The organism is Cupriavidus sp. YR651, assembly GCF_900101625.1.
Lineage (GTDB): Bacteria > Pseudomonadota > Gammaproteobacteria > Burkholderiales > Burkholderiaceae > Cupriavidus.
Map to the genome: position 1 here is coordinate 703402 of NZ_FMYZ01000001.1, position 16505 is coordinate 719906.

General features: G+C 65.1%; 13 protein-coding genes. 5 read left to right on the forward strand and 8 right to left on the reverse strand.

What is annotated here, in order from left to right; genetic code table 11:
• Nucleotides 1-71: 71 nt before the first annotated feature.
• From BLR29_RS03145 to BLR29_RS03160, 4 genes are read right to left on the reverse strand one after another with little or no spacing between them, the layout of a single operon-like run.
• Nucleotides 72-1238 (reverse strand): S49 family peptidase, encoded by a 1167-nt coding sequence (locus tag BLR29_RS03145; RefSeq protein WP_092134529.1) that lies wholly within the window; start codon nt 1236-1238, stop codon nt 72-74.
• Nucleotides 1239-1295: 57 nt separating this feature from the next.
• Entirely contained in the window at nt 1296-1679 is a 384-nt protein-coding gene (locus tag BLR29_RS03150) for a Rieske (2Fe-2S) protein (RefSeq protein WP_092134530.1), read from the reverse strand.
• Nucleotides 1672-2331, reverse strand: coding sequence for an HAD-IA family hydrolase (locus tag BLR29_RS03155; RefSeq protein WP_092134532.1), 660 nt, complete (start codon nt 2329-2331; stop codon nt 1672-1674). Before BLR29_RS03155 ends, BLR29_RS03150 begins: the two co-directional genes overlap by 8 nt.
• A gap of 52 nt (nt 2332-2383) precedes the next feature.
• Complete coding sequence (locus BLR29_RS03160; RefSeq protein WP_092134533.1) at nt 2384-3391, reverse strand: RluA family pseudouridine synthase; 1008 nt, start codon at nt 3389-3391, stop codon at nt 2384-2386.
• Nucleotides 3392-4285: 894 nt separating this feature from the next.
• Between BLR29_RS03160 and BLR29_RS03165 the strand changes: the two genes are divergently transcribed.
• From BLR29_RS03165 to BLR29_RS03185, 5 genes are all read left to right on the forward strand, one after another.
• On the forward strand, nt 4286-7435 hold the full coding sequence (locus BLR29_RS03165) for an Rne/Rng family ribonuclease (protein ID WP_092134535.1): 3150 nt from the start codon (nt 4286-4288) through the stop codon (nt 7433-7435).
• Nucleotides 7436-7705: 270 nt separating this feature from the next.
• Nucleotides 7706-8830, forward strand: coding sequence for a GTP 3',8-cyclase MoaA (gene moaA, locus BLR29_RS03170; protein ID WP_092134536.1), 1125 nt, complete (start codon nt 7706-7708; stop codon nt 8828-8830).
• Between the two features lie 68 nt (nt 8831-8898).
• Entirely contained in the window at nt 8899-9498 is a 600-nt protein-coding gene (gene mobA, locus BLR29_RS03175; RefSeq protein WP_092134538.1) for a molybdenum cofactor guanylyltransferase MobA, read from the forward strand.
• A gap of 88 nt (nt 9499-9586) precedes the next feature.
• The gene (gene glp / locus BLR29_RS03180; RefSeq protein WP_092134539.1) at nt 9587-10873 is read left to right on the forward strand and encodes a molybdopterin molybdotransferase MoeA; all 1287 of its coding nucleotides are present in this window, start codon (nt 9587-9589) and stop codon (nt 10871-10873) included.
• A gap of 273 nt (nt 10874-11146) precedes the next feature.
• Nucleotides 11147-11428 (forward strand): hypothetical protein, encoded by a 282-nt coding sequence (locus BLR29_RS03185; protein ID WP_092134541.1) that lies wholly within the window; start codon nt 11147-11149, stop codon nt 11426-11428.
• A 106-nt stretch (nt 11429-11534) separates the two neighbouring features.
• On the opposite strand, the gene BLR29_RS03190 is transcribed toward BLR29_RS03185, so the two are convergent.
• From BLR29_RS03190 to BLR29_RS03205, 4 genes are all read right to left on the reverse strand, one after another.
• Nucleotides 11535-13061, reverse strand: a complete 1527-nt coding sequence (locus tag BLR29_RS03190) for a DNA recombination protein RmuC (RefSeq protein ID WP_092134542.1) — start codon at nt 13059-13061, stop codon at nt 11535-11537.
• A gap of 63 nt (nt 13062-13124) precedes the next feature.
• On the reverse strand, nt 13125-14120 hold the full coding sequence (locus BLR29_RS03195; protein WP_092134544.1) for a 2-hydroxyacid dehydrogenase: 996 nt from the start codon (nt 14118-14120) through the stop codon (nt 13125-13127).
• A 5-nt stretch (nt 14121-14125) separates the two neighbouring features.
• Complete coding sequence (locus BLR29_RS03200) at nt 14126-15556, reverse strand: sodium:proton antiporter (RefSeq protein WP_092134545.1); 1431 nt, start codon at nt 15554-15556, stop codon at nt 14126-14128.
• 222 nt (nt 15557-15778) lie between these two features.
• Nucleotides 15779-16465 carry a LutC/YkgG family protein gene (locus BLR29_RS03205; protein WP_092134547.1) on the reverse strand — a complete coding sequence of 229 codons (687 nt, stop codon included), beginning with the start codon at nt 16463-16465 and terminating at the stop codon, nt 15779-15781.
• Nucleotides 16466-16505: the final 40 nt, after the last annotated feature.

Below are 16505 nucleotides of genomic sequence, written 5' to 3' on the forward strand. Positions count from 1 at the left end.
CCGCACCAAGGGAAGAGAAAAGCAAAGGGGACGCACGGCGCGTCCCCTTTTTCACATCACATCCGCGATCCCTACCGCATCGGCTGGATACTCGTGCCCATCAACATCGTCTTCATCGCCGCCGAGCCCATTGCCGCACCAAAGCGCTTGGCCACGCGTTCGGCGATGTTTTCCTTGACCGTGTAGTCGACGATGTCCTCGGCCTTGAACAAGTCCCGTGCCACGTAGTCCGCGCTGCCAACACCATCGGCCAGCCCAAGTTGCACGGCGCGCTCGCCAGACCAGAACAGGCCGGAGAACAATTCCGGATCGCTCTTCAGACGGTCGCCGCGACCTTCCTTGACCACGTTGATGAACTGCTGATGGATTTCCTTGAGCATGGTCTCGGCGTAGACCTTCTGGCGCGGAACCTGCGGCGAAAACGGATCGAGCATGCCCTTGTTGGCGCCCGACGTGTACAGACGCCGCTCCACGCCGATCTTGTCCATCAGGCCGGTAAAGCCGAATCCATCCATCAGTACACCGATCGAACCCACGATGCTGGCCTTGTCGACGTAGATCTTGTCCGCCGCGGCCGCCACGTAGTAACCGCCGGATGCGCAGATCTCCTCCACCACGACATAAAACGGCTTGTTCGGATAGAGCGTGCGCAGACGATGGATCTCATCGTTGATGATGCCCGCCTGCACCGGAGAGCCACCCGGCGAGTTGATCTTGAGGATGACGCCAGCCGCATTGGTATCGGCGAATGCCGCCTGCAGCGAGGCATTGATCGATTCCGCACTGGCCGGCGTTCCCGCCGCGATCTCGCCCTCGAGCGACACCATGGCGGTATGCCGGCCCGATGTGCTGGTCAGGCCGTCGCCCTTGAAGTCGAACACCGCCAACAGGATCAGCGCGAGGATGCCCAGGCCAAGGAAGCGGAAGAAGATCTTCCAGCGCCGCGCGGCACGCTGCTCGCGCAGCGTGGCCATCAGCACCTTTTCCAGGACGTCGCGCTCCCAGCCGCCAGTGGCGCTGCCGCCTACCGGGGCCTTGCCACCTTTGCCCGCCATGCGCGCCTGGCGTTCGTCACCCTCACGCCGGGCAGCATCATCGCCCGCCTTGAGTTCATGCTCGAGCGGGTAGTCCGCCTGGCGCGCGGTCTCCAGCCGATGGGCGTCTCCGGGGCCGGCGCCCGGTGCGTCCGCATCGTTAGGAAAACCCGGTTCGACCGGCGGTTTTTGCTGTTCTGTCATGCAATTGGACTCGGTGAAAATCGGACTCGGTAAAGTCAGACGGAAGCCCCGCGAGGCTCAGGTGGCCTCGGGCGGGTAAAAAGGCGGTTCGGGGAGCCAATAGACGGCGCCCTCGCGTTCTTCGGTCCGGAGCTTGACCAGCGCGGCGCCCCGGCAAGGGCCGCCCACGCAAAGGCCGGTGTCAGGCGCATACGTCGCGCCATGTGTCGCGCACATCAAGTATAGGCCCGTGCTATCGAAAAAATGCCCTTCCTGCCAGTCGAGCTCCATCGGCACATGCGCGCACTGGTTCAGATAGGCATGGGCGGCGCCGTCGTAACGCACCACAAAGGCACCGATCTCGCGCGCTTCGACCTTGACGGTGAATCGCACTCCCGCGCCACCATCGGCAAGTTCGTCAGCGCCGCACAAGCGCCGCGGCTCCAGGCTGGATTCAGGCATGCGTGAGTAACCACTCTTGCAGATCGGCAATCGACGTCGCGCAATGCACCGGCGCCATCGCGCGCAGCGCATCGGCCGGATGCGCGCCATAGCACACGCCGAGGCCCTGGGCGCCCGCGTTGACGGCCATCTGCAGGTCATGCGTGGTATCGCCGACCATCACCGTTCGGGAAATGTCCTGCCCGAGCTCGCGCGTCAGTTCGTGCAGCATCGCCGGATGCGGTTTGGAAAACGTCTCGTCGGCACAGCGCGTGGCATCGAACAGCTTGCCGAGCCCGGTGGCCGCCAACGCACGCTCGAGCCCCACCCGGGTCTTGCCGGTGGCCACCCCCAGGAAATAGTGCTCCGCGTGCAGGGATTCGAGCATCTCGGGCACGCCGGGGAACAACACCAGATCGGCGTCGCGGGTCAGGAAGTGGAAGCGATAGCGCTCGGCCAGACGCTGGTAGTCGGCCGGGTCGAGCGTCGGCACGGCGTAGGACAACGCATCCTTCAGCCCCAGTCCGATCACATGGCTGGCGGCGCTGTCGTCCGGCACCGGCAGCCCCAGGTCGCGGCTGGCCAGCTGGATGCATTTGGCGATGGTCGGGGTGGAATCCATGAGGGTTCCATCCCAGTCGAAGACGATCAGGTCGAAGCGCTGCCTGCCCATTGAGGTCCTTGTTCGATGCAGAAAGTGTGGCGGGTTGCCCGATGCGCGCGCTTCAGGGCGCGGCGCGGGCCTGCCGCAATTGTTGCAGAAATTCAACACAATCGGCGGGGAGCGGCGCCGAGACCGTGATCGGCTCGCCCGTGGCGGGATGGATGAACGTCAGACGGTGCGCGTGCAGGAACATCCGCTTGATGCCCGGCCGCGCGTTGCTGCGCGATAGCGACTTGTTGAGCGCGAAATCGCCATACTTCTCGTCACCGACAATCGGAAAGCCCGATGCCTGCAAATGCACGCGGATCTGATGGGTACGACCGGTCTTGAGCTCGGCTTCCAGCAACGTATAGCCCTCGAAGGCCTCTACCCGGTTGAACACGGTGTGCGAAGGCAGCCCATCCGCCTGCACCCGGACCCGGCGCTCGCCGTCCGGCGTGCTGTATTTATATAGCGAGAGTTTTACGTGCTGGCGGGCATTGGGGAATTCACCTGCCACGCAGGCGAAATACCGCTTGTCCATGTCGCTGCCCCGAATCTGCTCATGCAGATGCACCAGCGCGGATCGCTTCTTGGCGAGCACCAGGATGCCGGATGTTTCCCGGTCCAGCCGGTGGACCAGTTCCAGGAACTTTGCATCGGGACGTGCGCGCCGTAACTGCTCGATCACCCCGAATGCCACGCCCGAACCGCCGTGGACGGCCACGCCCGCAGGCTTGTCGATCACCAGGAGATGCGCGTCCTCGAACAGGATCGGAAATTCCGCGGACGGCACATAAGCGCCGCCAGCATCCGGAGATGCCTTTTCCGCCACTCGCATGGGCGGAATGCGCACCACATCGCCGCACTGAAGGCGGTAGGTGGCGTCGATCCGGCCCTTGTTGACCCGGACTTCACCCGACCTCAATACGCGATAAATATGACTCTTGGGCACCCCCTTGGCGACCTTGAGCAGGAAATTGTCGATACGCTGACCTTCCGCGCTTTCATCGATGGTCACATACGCCACCTGGAGCGCGCCCGGGGTGGAACGCGGCTCCTTTTCAATTTGATGGCGTAACTCATTCATTTTCAATATAATTTCCCGGCTGTTCCGGCCAAAGACCGGCAGCGCAAGACCTGTGTAAGCGTTTTTTGGCGCGGGCCCTGTCCGACATGCATGACTTTCGGAAGGTTTCCAGTCGGGCACCCTTGGGTATTCCCACCAGTATCCGCGCGAGATCTCGCATTTTACACTTCGGGTTGCCGCCAACCCGGCCCGTCTCCCGCATTTTGCGTACCCCGCAGGCGCCAGACGGGCAAATAGCGGTAATCAGCAGCACGCACGCGCCGCGCCGGCGCGCAGGAAGTCGCCCATAGGCGGCTTCGGCGAAAGACGGCGGGCACGTGGAAACTGAGTGTTCAGGTAGAACAGAATTCAATGTGGATGCCCTACCGGCATCCGCATCGGTGAGAGAAGACCGCCCGCACCGGGAATCGGTGCCGGCCGGCAGGCGAGCCTGCCACCTGATCTGCATTATCGGCTTGTCGTATTTACCGGCGCCCGGTCGCAGAACTCCAAGAAGCAGCGGTGCGCCGCCAGGAGACAGATCAGGATGGCAAAAGGCCACGCGTGCCGCGTCCGAAAACTTGCTCTTTGACGCGTCTTGGCCATCCCGGCCGGCCGCGATGCGCGGAAAGCCAGTGCCGCAGGCATTGGACTTCATGGCGCATCGCCTCCGGCTGCCGGGCATCCGCCGCAAGTCGCTGTATCAGGAGCAGTGCCACGGCGCTCTCTCCGACCCAGCGGACGCCACGACGCCGACAGCCTCTCTCTTTCACCCGCGCCCTGCCGGCTGCGACGTTTTGCGCGCCGGCGACTCCGGCAATTCTCCCGCCCTCGCTCTATTTCCTCGCGTGCTCCATGGATCGTCGCGGGCACCGCCCATAGGTGCCATCCGCGACACAGGAGTGAGGTATTGCGATGAAACGCATGCTGTTCAACGCGACGCAACAGGAGGAATTGCGCGTCGCGATCGTCGATGGTCAGAAACTGATCGACATCGACATCGAAACTGCCGGGCGCGAACAGCGCAAAGGCAACATCTACAAGGGCGTCATCACCCGGATCGAGCCCTCCCTGGAAGCCTGCTTCGTCAATTACGGCGAAGAGCGCCACGGCTTCCTGCCATTCAAGGAAGTTGCCCGCGCCTTCTTCAAGGACGGCGTGGACGTGCGCAATGCACGCATCCAGGACGCCCTGCACGAAGGCCAGGAACTGATCGTCCAGGTGGAAAAGGAAGAACGCGGCAACAAGGGCGCCGCCCTGACCACGTTCATCTCGCTGGCCGGCCGTTACCTGGTGCTGATGCCCAACAACCCGCGTGGCGGTGGCGTGTCGCGCCGCATCGAGGGTGAGGACCGCCAGGAACTGCGCGAAACCATGGCGCAGCTGAGCGTGCCCGAGGGCATGAGCATCATCGCCCGCACCGCCGGCATCGGCCGCGCGGCCGAGGAACTGCAGTGGGACCTGAACTACCTGCTGCAACTGTGGAAGGCCATCGACGGCGCCGCCGGCGACAACAAGGCCCCGCTGCTGATCTACCTGGAATCGAGCCTGGTCATCCGCGCCATCCGCGACTACTTCCAGCCCGATATCGGCGAAATCCTGATCGATACCGACGAGATCTACGAGCAGGCCCGCGCCTTCATGAGCGTGGTCATGCCCGACAACATGAGCCGCGTGAAGAAGTACCGGGACGACGTGCCCCTGTTCTCGCGGTTCCAGATCGAGCACCAGATCGAATCGGCTTATTCCCGCATGGTGATGCTGCCGTCCGGCGGCGCCATCGTGATCGACCACACGGAAGCCCTGGTTTCGGTCGACGTGAACTCGGCCCGCGCCACCAAGGGTGCGGACATCGAGGAAACGGCGCTGCGCACGAACCTGGAAGCGGCAGACGAAATCGCCCGCCAGCTTCGCCTGCGCGACCTCGGCGGCCTGATCGTGATCGACTTCATCGACATGGAGTCCGGCAAGGCCCAGAAGGACGTGGAAACGCGCCTGAAAGACGCCCTGCGCCACGACCGCGCCCGCGTGCAGATGGGCAAGATCAGCCGCTTCGGCTTGATGGAGCTGTCGCGCCAGCGCCTGCGTCCGTCGCTGTCCGAGGGCTCGCATATCACCTGCCCGCGCTGCAATGGCACGGGTCACATCCGCGATACCGAATCGTCCGCCCTGCAGGTGCTGCGCATCATCCAGGAAGAGGCGATGAAGGAAAACACGGCCGCCATCCACTGCCAGGTGCCGGTGGAAGTGGCTGCTTTCCTGCTGAACGAGAAGCGCCAGGAAATCAACCTGATCGAGTTGCGCTTCAAGGTCAACGTACTGCTGATCCCGAACAAGCACCTCGAGACCCCGCATTACAAGCTGGAGCGCCTGCGCCACGACGACCCGCGCCTGGAGGAATCCACCGCGAGCTACCGCATGGCCGAGGCCGCCGCCAAGGAACTGGAGGCCGACACCAGCTACAGCAGCCGCAAGAAGGAAGACGCACGTCCGCGCCAGGAAGCCGCCGTCAAGGGCATCACTCCGGAGCAGCCGGCGCCCGTGTCGGTGCCGCGTCCCGAGCGCGCCCCGCGTCCGGAATCCGCACCGCGTCCGGTCCCGGCCACGCAACCTGTGGCCAGCGGCGGTTTCATCGCCTGGCTGAAGGGCCTGTTCGGCGCCAAGCCGGCCGCCCCGGTGGCGGAACCTGCCAAGCCGGTCGCCGAGACGCAAGCCCGCGGCGAAGGCCGCCGCGAGCGTGGCCAACGCGGTGACAGCCGTGGCCAGGGCCGTGGTGATCGTGCCGAGCGCGGTGAGCGCGGTGAGCGTGGTGACCGCGAGCAACGCGGCGAGCGTGCAGAGCGCGGCGAACGCCAGGGCCGTGGCCAGCGCGGCGAGCGTGGTGAGCGCGAGCAACGCGGCGAACGCGCCGAGCAGCGTGGCGAACAGCGTGGCGAACAGCGCGGTGAGCAACGTGGCGAACGTGGCGAGCGCCCGGCTCGCGCCCCGCGCGACGCTCAGGCCACCCCGGCCATCGCCCGCCAAGCGGACGCCGCCCAGGGCGAGCGCACCGAAGGCCGCCAGGAGAACCGTCGCGAACGCAACCAGGAACGTCGCGAGCGTCAGCGCGAACGCCAGCGTGAGCGTAGCGAATCCCGCGAGACTGACGAAACGCTGAACGCCGACGTTGCCCCGCAAACCGCGTTCGAGGCTGCACAGGCTGCTCCGGCTGCGCAAGTGGCTGTGACGGCTACCGGTGAACTGCCGGAAGGCGTGGAAGCCATGGCCGGCGAGGCAGGCGAAGGCGAGGAGCGCCGCCGCCGCAATCGCCGTGGCCGCAACCGCTATCGCCGCGAACGCGAGGATGGCGTGCAGGGCACCGAAGGCGAAACGCCTGAAGCGAACGATGCCAACCTGGCGGAAGTCAGCGCGGGCGTGACCGAGTCCGAGTACGAATCCGAAGTGGCACAAGCTGCCGCCACGCCGGTGACTCAGGCTCCGCAGCCCGCAGCCGCACAGCCGGTAACGGTTGCCGTGGCCGAGGTCGCGGAACGTGTCGAAACGGTTGTCGCCCGCGTGGAGCCGGCATCGTACGCCGAGCCAGTCGCACCGGCCCCGGCAGCCGAGCCGGTCTTTGCCGCCGTCAGCCAGCCGCCGGCAGCGCCGGTGGTGCCGCCGGCTCCGGCCTACACCGCACCGGCTGCACCGGCGGTGGAAGCACCGGCGCCCGTGGCCGCTGCACCGGCCATTCCGGAACCTGTGATTGTCACGCCTGACGTCGCGCCGGCTCCCGTGGCCAGCGCGCCGGCCCCGGTGGTGACCCCGGTCCCCACCCCGGTTGCTGCACCCGCCACCGCTTCGCTGAGCGAGGCGGCACTGGAACCGATGCTGTCCTCTGCGGGCCTCCAGTGGGTCCAGACGGACAGCGACAAGCACCGTGCGGCCCAGGAAGCCGCTGCCCGCATCGCACCGGCTCCGCGCGTGCTGCGCGAGCGCAAGCCGCTGCCGCCGCTGCCCCAGGGTCCGATGATCCTGGTGGAAACCGGTGGCCAGCAACGCGAAGCGGCACAGCAACAACAGCAGTAACTTGCCCGGACACACGGGATGGCGGCTTCCACGGCCGTCATCCCGTGGCGATTCCGCAAGACGAAGGGACGGCCATGCCGTCCCTTTTTTCATGTGGCGACAACCCGACTCACCCCTTGCCTTGGACTGTATTGCCCGGCGCGGCGGGAAACTGTGCCCCTGCGCCGAACCCGGTAGTCGACGGTGCCGAGGCCGCCTCGGCTAGAATGACAGCAGAACGGCGGCCACGCGCCCTTGCGCACTGGCAGACCGCCTCGCCACCCCCAGGCCATGACCGATACCGTCATTCCCATCCTTGATCTGCGCGACCATCTCTATCGCTCGATGGTGCCCAGCATTCCGTCCAGCCTCGTCACGCCGACCGGGCTCGTGGCGGATACGCGCGGCCGTCCCTTGCATGATCTGCGCATCTCGGTCACCGACCGCTGCAACTTCCGCTGCGTGTACTGCATGCCAAAGGAAGTGTTCGACAAGGACTACACCTTCCTGCCCCACTCCGAGTTGCTGAGCTTCGAGGAGATCGAGCGCACCGCACGCATCTTCGTCTCGCAGGGTGTGGAAAAGATCCGGCTGACCGGCGGTGAGCCACTGCTGCGCAAGAACATCGAAAAGCTCGTGGAGATGCTCGCGCGTATCGAGACGGTCTCCGGCAAGCCGCTGGATCTGACGCTGACGACCAATGCCTCCCTGCTGGCCCGCAAGGCGCAATCGCTGCGTGATGCCGGCCTGTCGCGCGTGACCGTGAGCCTGGATGCGATCGACGACGTCACGTTCCGCAAGATGAATGATGTGGACTTTGCCGTACGCGACGTGCTCGACGGCATCGAAATCGCCCAGGCCGTGGGTCTGGCGCCGATCAAGGTCAACATGGTGGTCAAGCATGGCACCAACGACGCCGAGATCGTGCCGATGGCACGCCATTTCCGTGGCAGCGGCATCATCGTGCGCTACATCGAATTCATGGACGTGGGCGCCAGCAATCACTGGCAAATGGACGAAGTGCTGCCGTCCGCCGATGTCGTGCGGCGTATCGACGAGGTTTTCCCCCTGGAAGCGATATCCGCCAACTACTCCGGCGAAACTGCGGAGCGCTGGCGCTATCGCGACGGCGGCGGCGAGATTGGAGTGATCTCCAGCGTCACGCATGCCTTCTGCGGCGATTGCAGCCGCATCCGCCTCTCCACGGAGGGCCGGCTGTACCTGTGCCTGTTCGCCACTGAGGGCTACGACCTGCGCGCGCTGCTGCGCGGCAGCCACAGTGACCTGGAAATCGCCAATGCCATCGCCCAGGTTTGGCAGGGCCGCACCGACAACTATTCGGAGCAGCGCAGTGACCCCGCCGTGCGCCAGGCGCGTGCCGAGCGCAAGATCGAGATGTCCTATATCGGCGGCTGACGCCGCCAAACGGTTCGCCGGCCGGATCCTTTTCCGACCCCTTCCATGCATCGCCTCTTTCCGAAAATATGATTGCACGCGACGACATCACGGGCCTGATCCTGGCCGGCGGCCGGGGCAGCCGCATGGGCGGCACCGACAAGGGACTGCAGCCATTGCGCGGCGTGCCGATGGCCATGCACACGCTGATGCGCCTCTCCCCGCAAACCGGCGCAATGATGATCAACGCCAACCGGAACCTGGCCGCGTACGAATCGTTCGGCGTGCCGGTGTACACGGATTCGGTGCAGGACTTCGCCGGCCCGCTGGCGGGCATGCTGGCCGGACTCGAGCAATGCCAGACTGGCTGGATGATCACCGCGCCATGCGACACGCCGTTCCTGCCCACGGACTTGGTCCAGCGCCTGGCGAGCGCCATCGAAGCGGAAGGCGCGGAGATGGCCATTCCCGTGACGGTGGATGCCGATGGCCGCCGGCAAACCCAGCCCGTGTTCTGCCTGATGCCGGCCACGGCCGCCGACAGCCTGACGGCCTACCTGAACGGTGGCGGCCGCAAGATCGAAACCTGGGTGGCCAGCCACCGCCTGGCTGAGGTGCTGTTCGACGATACCGACGCGTTTGCCAACATCAATACGCTGGACGAACTACGCACGCACGACAGTCGCTGAGCCCCGCGCCCGGGTTAGACTTCTTCGTATTTCGCTCCGGTATTCGCATCGTCATTCGCGCCACCTCCGCGCTCCACCAGACCGCCCCATGCCTTCCCTGCAATCCGTCATCTCCTGCCTGTCCGACTACGATCCCTCCGCGCTGCCCGTCGCTCAGGCCAACGCCATCATTGGAAACGTGGTCGAGCCCGTGCGTGGCACGGAGCAACTGGCCATTCGCGCCGCGCTGGACCGCGTGCTGGCCGAAGACGTGATCTCGCCAATCGACGTGCCGGCGCACGACAACTCGGCGATGGATGGCTATGCGTTCGCCAGTGCGGCACTGGCCAGCCAGGCCACGGATGTCGTGCTGGAGGTCATCGGCACGGCCTATGCCGGCAATACATATGACGTGGCCCCCGCTGCCGGCCAGGCCGTGCGCATCATGACGGGAGCGGTCATGCCGGCCAGTTGCGATACGGTGGTGCCACAGGAATTCGTCGAGGTGCAGGCCGGCGGCAACCAGATCCGCTTCGCCGCCAATGCCGTGCGCGCCGGCGACAACCGCCGCCTGCGTGGCGAAGACCTGGCGCGTGGCCAGGCCGCGCTCTCCGCGGGCCGCATCCTGCAACCTGCCGACCTGGGCCTGCTGGCCTCGCTCGGCGTTGCCGAGATCAAGGTACGCCGTCGCCTGCGCGTGGCGTTCTTCTCCACCGGCGACGAACTACGCTCGATCGGCGATCCGCTCGACCCGGGTTGCGTCTACGACTCCAACCGCTACACGCTGCACGGCATGCTGCGCCGTCTCAATGTCGAACTGATCGACATGGGCGTGGTCCGCGACGATCCGGCCGCGCTGGAAGCCGCATTCCGCAGCGCATGCGAAAACGCCGACGCGATCATCACCTCCGGCGGGGTCTCGGTGGGCGAAGCCGACTACACCAAGCAGATCATGGCGAAGCTTGGCGACGTGACGTTCTGGAAGATCGCGATGCGTCCCGGCCGGCCCATGGCCTTTGGCCGCATTGCCTCAAATGGCCGCGAGGCCATGCTGTTCGGCCTGCCGGGCAACCCGGTGGCCGTGATGGTGACCTTCTACCACTTCGTGCGCGCGGCGCTGCATCGGCAGATGGGCGCCAATGTGCCGCCGCTGCCGATGATGCGCGTGCGCAGCGTTGCAGCCATCCGCAAGAAGCCGGGCCGCACCGAATACCAGCGCGGCATCCTGGCGCCAGCCGCCGAAGGTGGCTGGGAGGTGCGCATCACGGGGCAACAAGGCTCCGGCGTGCTGCGATCGATGAGCGAGGCAAATTGCTTCATCGTGCTGGCACATGAGCAAGACACAGTCGCTGCCGGTGACACCGTTGACGTCATGCTGTTCGACGGGTTGATCTAGGCCCGGCGGATGCGTGCGCGTTTCGCCAAGCGGACATAGATGCCGTCCATTGATGAGCCGAATCGATTACCGATAAGGTGACGGCTAGTTGTCGTATAACAAGCAGCCACGGTGTCGTGACAGGTGTCGTTTTTGCGCCGCATTCTGCGCCTGCAGCCGCGTCCGGTCTCCCAAATTGCAAGGCTCAACGAGTGGTGGACTATGCGTCGCAAGCCCCAGTCGCTACACTTGCAGCACGAAAAATCTGAATCCCCCAATATCTTGTCTGTCGTCATGAATCAGGAGATCGCGTACCTCCACCCCGTCAAGACCGCACGCGCACTTGTGCTCGTCTACCTGTGCTTTTCGGTGCCGATTGTGGCCATGGGTCTGTTCGTAGCCTTTGTCCGATACGGCGATCTGCCCGGGATCACAGTGTTCACCGCACTGATCCTGAACGCACTGATCGGTTTCGGACTGCTGTGGCTGGGATGCAAGGCGTATAACTGGGTGGCTGCGCGCTTCGGCGGCATCGAGGTACACGTTCGCGAACTCACGCCTGACGATCGTCACTGAGCCGTCACTGCGTCGCTACTGAGCGATCAGCACCAGGCGGCCTGCGCGGCCGCTTGAGCATCCCCTGAGGATCGCCTTGCCGATCCTCTCGTTTTATCTCTGCGGCCTACTGCTGGGCCGTGCCGCCGCCTTCCTGCGGCTGCGGCGGCTGTTCGGGCACCCCACTCCCCGCCATCCCCACCGCTCCTGCAGTTCCCAATAGCTGCTCCGCCATCTCTCCGGGCAGTGCCTCCACGGTCCTCAGCTTGCGCTCCATCTGGCGTGTGCGTACCTCGGCTTGCTCGATGTTTCGCGCGGCGCGCACGAGCGTATCGCGCGTCTTGGCCAATATTTCGCCGAACTTGCCGAACTCGGTCTTCACCGCGCCGAGCACCTCCCAGACTTCGCTGGAACGTTTCTCCAGCGCCAGCGTGCGGAATCCCATCTGCAGGCTGTTGAGCAGCGCCGTCAGCGTCGTCGGCCCCGCCACGGTCACGCGGAAATCACGCTGCAGCAGATCGGTCAGGCCGGGGCGGCGCAGCACTTCTGCGTAGAGGCCCTCGGTTGGCAGGAAGAGAATGGCGAAATCGGTCGTAGCCGGTGGCGACAGATATTTCTCGGCAATGGTCTGCGCTTCGCGGCGCAATGCCACTTCCAGCTCGCGACCGGCACTGGCCACGCCCTCTACGTCACCATGCTCCTGCGCATCGACCAGGCGCTCGTATTGTTCCTTCGGAAACTTGGCGTCGATCGGCAGCCACACCGGCCCACCATTGCTATCGCGCCCCGGCAGGCGAATGGCAAACTCCACGCGCGCGCCGGAGTTGCGGACCGTCTCCACGTTCTTGGCGTACTGCTCCGCTGTCAACATCTGCTCGAGCAGCATTTCCAGTTGCACTTCGCCCCACGTACCGCGTGATTTCACATTCGTCAGTACGCGCTTGAGATCGCCTACGCCCTGCGCCAGCACCTGCATTTCGCCCAGCCCGCGGTGTACTTGCTCGAGCCGGTCCGAAACCAGCTTGAACGATTCGCCCAGTCGCTGTTCCAGCGTTGCATGCAGCTTCTCATCCACGGTCCGACGCATTTCCTCGAGCTTGGCCGCATTGTTGGCCTCGATGTCGCGAAGCTTCTGTTCGAGCGTGGCACGAACCTGAGCCAGTTGCCGCTCGTTGGCTTCGGACATCTGCGCCAGTTGCTGCTGCAGGCCGTCGCCAAACCGCCGCAGCGACAGCGCCTGTTCCTCGCGCCCCTGCTGCCCCTGCAGCAACAGATGCTGGCGGAAGTGCTCCTGTTGTTGAGTGTTCGATTCCGTCAGCTTGGCCAGTTGCTGCGCGAACGTGTCGATCTGGTTGTTCTGCAGCGTGGCAATGCTGGTCAGTTGCGACGACAACGTCTGCTGGAAGCGCAGCATCTGCTGTCCCGCTTCACCACGGTTGGCGCGCGCGGTCTCGCCGACTTCGGTACGCAGTTCGCGCTCCAGTCGCTCCAGGCCACGCGTGGTGTCGTCGCGCACGTTGCCGCGCATCTCCGTCAGCACGCGCAACAGGTCGGCAGACGGCGACGACGCGTCCCGCCCACGCCAGACGAGCATTACCAGCAGCAAAACCGCTACGAGCACGGCGGCGAGGGTCAGTACGGCAATCAGGGTCATGGAAGCGAAAACTAGACAATCGGAGCGCCGCGATCCATGCCAGATCGCGGCGGCGTTCAGCGATCAGCGACGATGCGCCATCACCTCGGGGTTGATGACCGAAGACGGCTTGCCGGATTGCGGACCCGCATCGAGGGCCGCGATCAGATTGTCCGCAGCCAGGTTAGCCATCGCGCGGCGCGTCTTTTCCGACGCGCTGGCGATGTGCGGCGTCAGCACCACGTTCGGCACGGTCAACAGGTCCGGATGCACGCGGGGTTCGCCCTCGAACACGTCGAGGCCCGCCGCGAAAATCCGGCGGTCGCGCAGTGCCGCGGCCAATGCGCCGTCGTCAACGATGCCGCCGCGCGCCAGGTTGATCAGCGTGGCCGTGGGCTTCATCAGCGCGAGCTCTGCCGCACCAATGGCGTGATGGCTCTCCGGGCTGTACGGCAACACCAGAACCAGGTGATCGGATTGTTGCAGCAACTCGGCCTTGCTGACGTAGCGCGCGTTCAGTGCCCGCTCGGTATCGGCGGGTAACCGGCTGCGATTGTGATAGAGGACCTGCATGCCGAAGCCGGCCGCGCGTCGCGCCAGCGCCTGGCCGATCCGCCCCATGCCAAGGATGCCCAGCGAGCTGCCGTACACGTCCATGCCGACCAGCATGTCGTAGCTCCAGCGCTCCCACTTGCCGGCGCGCAGGTAGTGCTCGGACTCGGTCACGCGCCGTGCGGTGGCCATCAACAGTGCCCAGCCGAAATCCGCGGTGGTCTCGGTGAGCACGTCGGGCGTGTTGGTCGCAACGATGCCCGCGGCGGTCAGCGCCGGTATGTCGAGGTTGTTGTAGCCCACTGCCATGTTGCACACGGCCCGCAAGGCCGGCAGTCCGGCCACCACACCGGCGTCGATCTTGTCGGCGGCATTCGCCAGCACACCGGCCTTGCCCGCCAGGCGGCCTTTCAGCGCGGCGGCATCCAGCACGACGTCATCCTGGTTGCTGTCGACTTCGAAATACTGCGCGAGCCGGTCGATCACGTCAGGAAAGATCGCGCGGGTAACAAGGACGGAAGGCTTCATGGCAGTCATACGTGGAAGAAAAGGAACGTCATCACCAGGAAAATCGGCAACAGCACGGCACACGACCATGCCATGTAGCCAAAGAAGCTCGGCATGCGAACGCCGCGGCTTTCGGCAATCGCCTTGACCATCAGGTTGGGCGCATTGCCGATATACGTATTGGCGCCCATGAACACGGCGCCGGCCGAAATGGCCGCCAGCGTGGAGGCTTCGCGCGTCATCAGCGTGGCCGGGTCGCCTCCGGCCGTGTTGAAGAACACGAGGTATGTTGGCGCGTTGTCGAGGAATGAGGAGAGGATACCGGTTGCCCAGAAGTACATGCTGTCGATCGGCTGGCCCTTGCTGTCGCTGACAGCGTGGATCACGCCGGCAAACGCGCCATCGGTCCCGGCCTTCAGCATCGCGATGACCGGGATGATCGTGAGAAAGATGCCGGCGAACAGCTTGCCGACTTCCAGGATCGGTTCCCAGTTGAACTCGTTCCTGCTGCGCGCCGTGCGGGGCGTGGCCAGCAGCGACACCACGGTGACGACGATCAGCAGCACGTCGCGCATCAGGGCCGGCAACGGCACCTCGGTACCCATCACGTCGAACGCGATGCCCGGCTTCCACAGGCCACTCATCAGCACCAGGCCGATCACGGCCAGCAGCAGTACAAAATTGACCTTGCCCTCGATGCGAATGCCGGCCGAATCCGGGGTCGGATCGCGTGCGATGGGCAATTCCTCCTCCCTGTTCAGGAAGTAATGGCGGTCCACCACATAGAACAGCGCCAGCAGGATCACCCAGACGAATATCGTCTCCGGCAGGATATTGCGCATCGTCCAGAAGAAGTCCACACCCTTCAGGAAGCCCAGGAACAGCGGCGGGTCGCCCAGCGGCGTCAGCGCCCCACCCGCGTTGGCCACCAGAAAGATGAAGAACACGACGACGTGCGCCACGTGGCGGCGATTGTCATTGGCGCGCAGCAACGGACGGATCAGCAACATGGCCGCGCCCGTGGTCCCCATGAAGCTGGCCAGCACTGTGCCAAGTGCAAGGATGCTGGTGTTGAGCCGCGGCGTCCCATGCAGGTTGCCGTGCACGCAGATGCCACCGGCCACGACGTACAGCGAAGTCAGCAGGACGATGAAAGGCACGTATTCGGCAAGCAGGGCGTGGACCGTGCTGACCACCGCCGCATGGGTGCCGTACTGCATGGCGAACGGCACCAGGAACAGCAGGCCCCACACCGCGGAAATCTTGCCGTAGTGGTGATGCCAGAAGTGAGGTGCGAACAGTGGAAACAGGGCGATCGACAGCAGGATGCCGGCGAACGGCATCCCCCAGACGGGAGACAGCGCCGCGCCGTCGAGATCGGCCGCATGGACGAGCGTGGGAAATAGTGCGATGGCAGCAAGCAAAGCCGGCGGCAGGATCGCGAAGGCACGTCGCATCGAGCAGGATTCTCCTTGTCGCGAAACGAAAGCCGCCCGCGCGGTCAGGCTACGGCTTGCGCATGAAATGGCGAAAAGGCGCACGCGTCCGAGGCGTTGCAGGGCCTCGGACGTCAGCACGCAGCGAAGGGCTCAGTGTAAAGCAAACCCCTTTGCGAAAGGTCTCAAAATGCGCGACAGGGGACCTCGCCCCGGACGTCGGGGCATTGGGGAATCCGGGCTTCAGCCCTGGTCGACGAGGATCACGTGCACGCGATACGGGCCATGCGCGCCCAGCACGATGGTCTGCTCGATATCGCCCGTGCGGGAGGGCCCGCTGATGACGTTCGTGGCGCGCGGCAGCTGACCATGCTCCGCGCGCATGCGGGCAAACGCCTCTTCGAGATTGACCACGATGCGGGACACTGGCACCACCGCGATGTGCGTCTCGGGCAGCAGCGCAGCCGAGGCAAAGGTTTCCGGCCCGGACAACAGCATCAGCGACCCGGTCTCCGCGATCGCCACGAAACAGCCGGTGATGCCGACGAGGTCGCCGTGATCATGATCGGCCTGCGGTTCGCGCACCGGGGGACGGCATTCCACCGTCAGCCCCTGCGCGTCCCACGGCAGGCTGCCGAAGCTGTCCCACGCCACGGCGCGGCGCACGAGCTTCAGCCCATCGAGATACCGGGCCACTGCGGCCGGGACATCGGCCAGCGTGGCCACGCGATCCACCGTCGACGACAACTTCCGCGCCTGCAGGCTGAAGGCTTCGACACGGTCCCCGGCCACGGGCGGCTGCGGCCCTTGCGGATGGCGCGTCAGGTAGTCCGCCACGGCCTCGCGCTCGCCGCTGGTCACCTTGGGGCCCCGACCCTGGGCGGCACGGATGCGGGCAAAGATGCGGTCACGGGCAGCGTTGGTTTCCATGGCAATCGGTATCGGGTTTCAGGTGGGATCAGTTGGGACC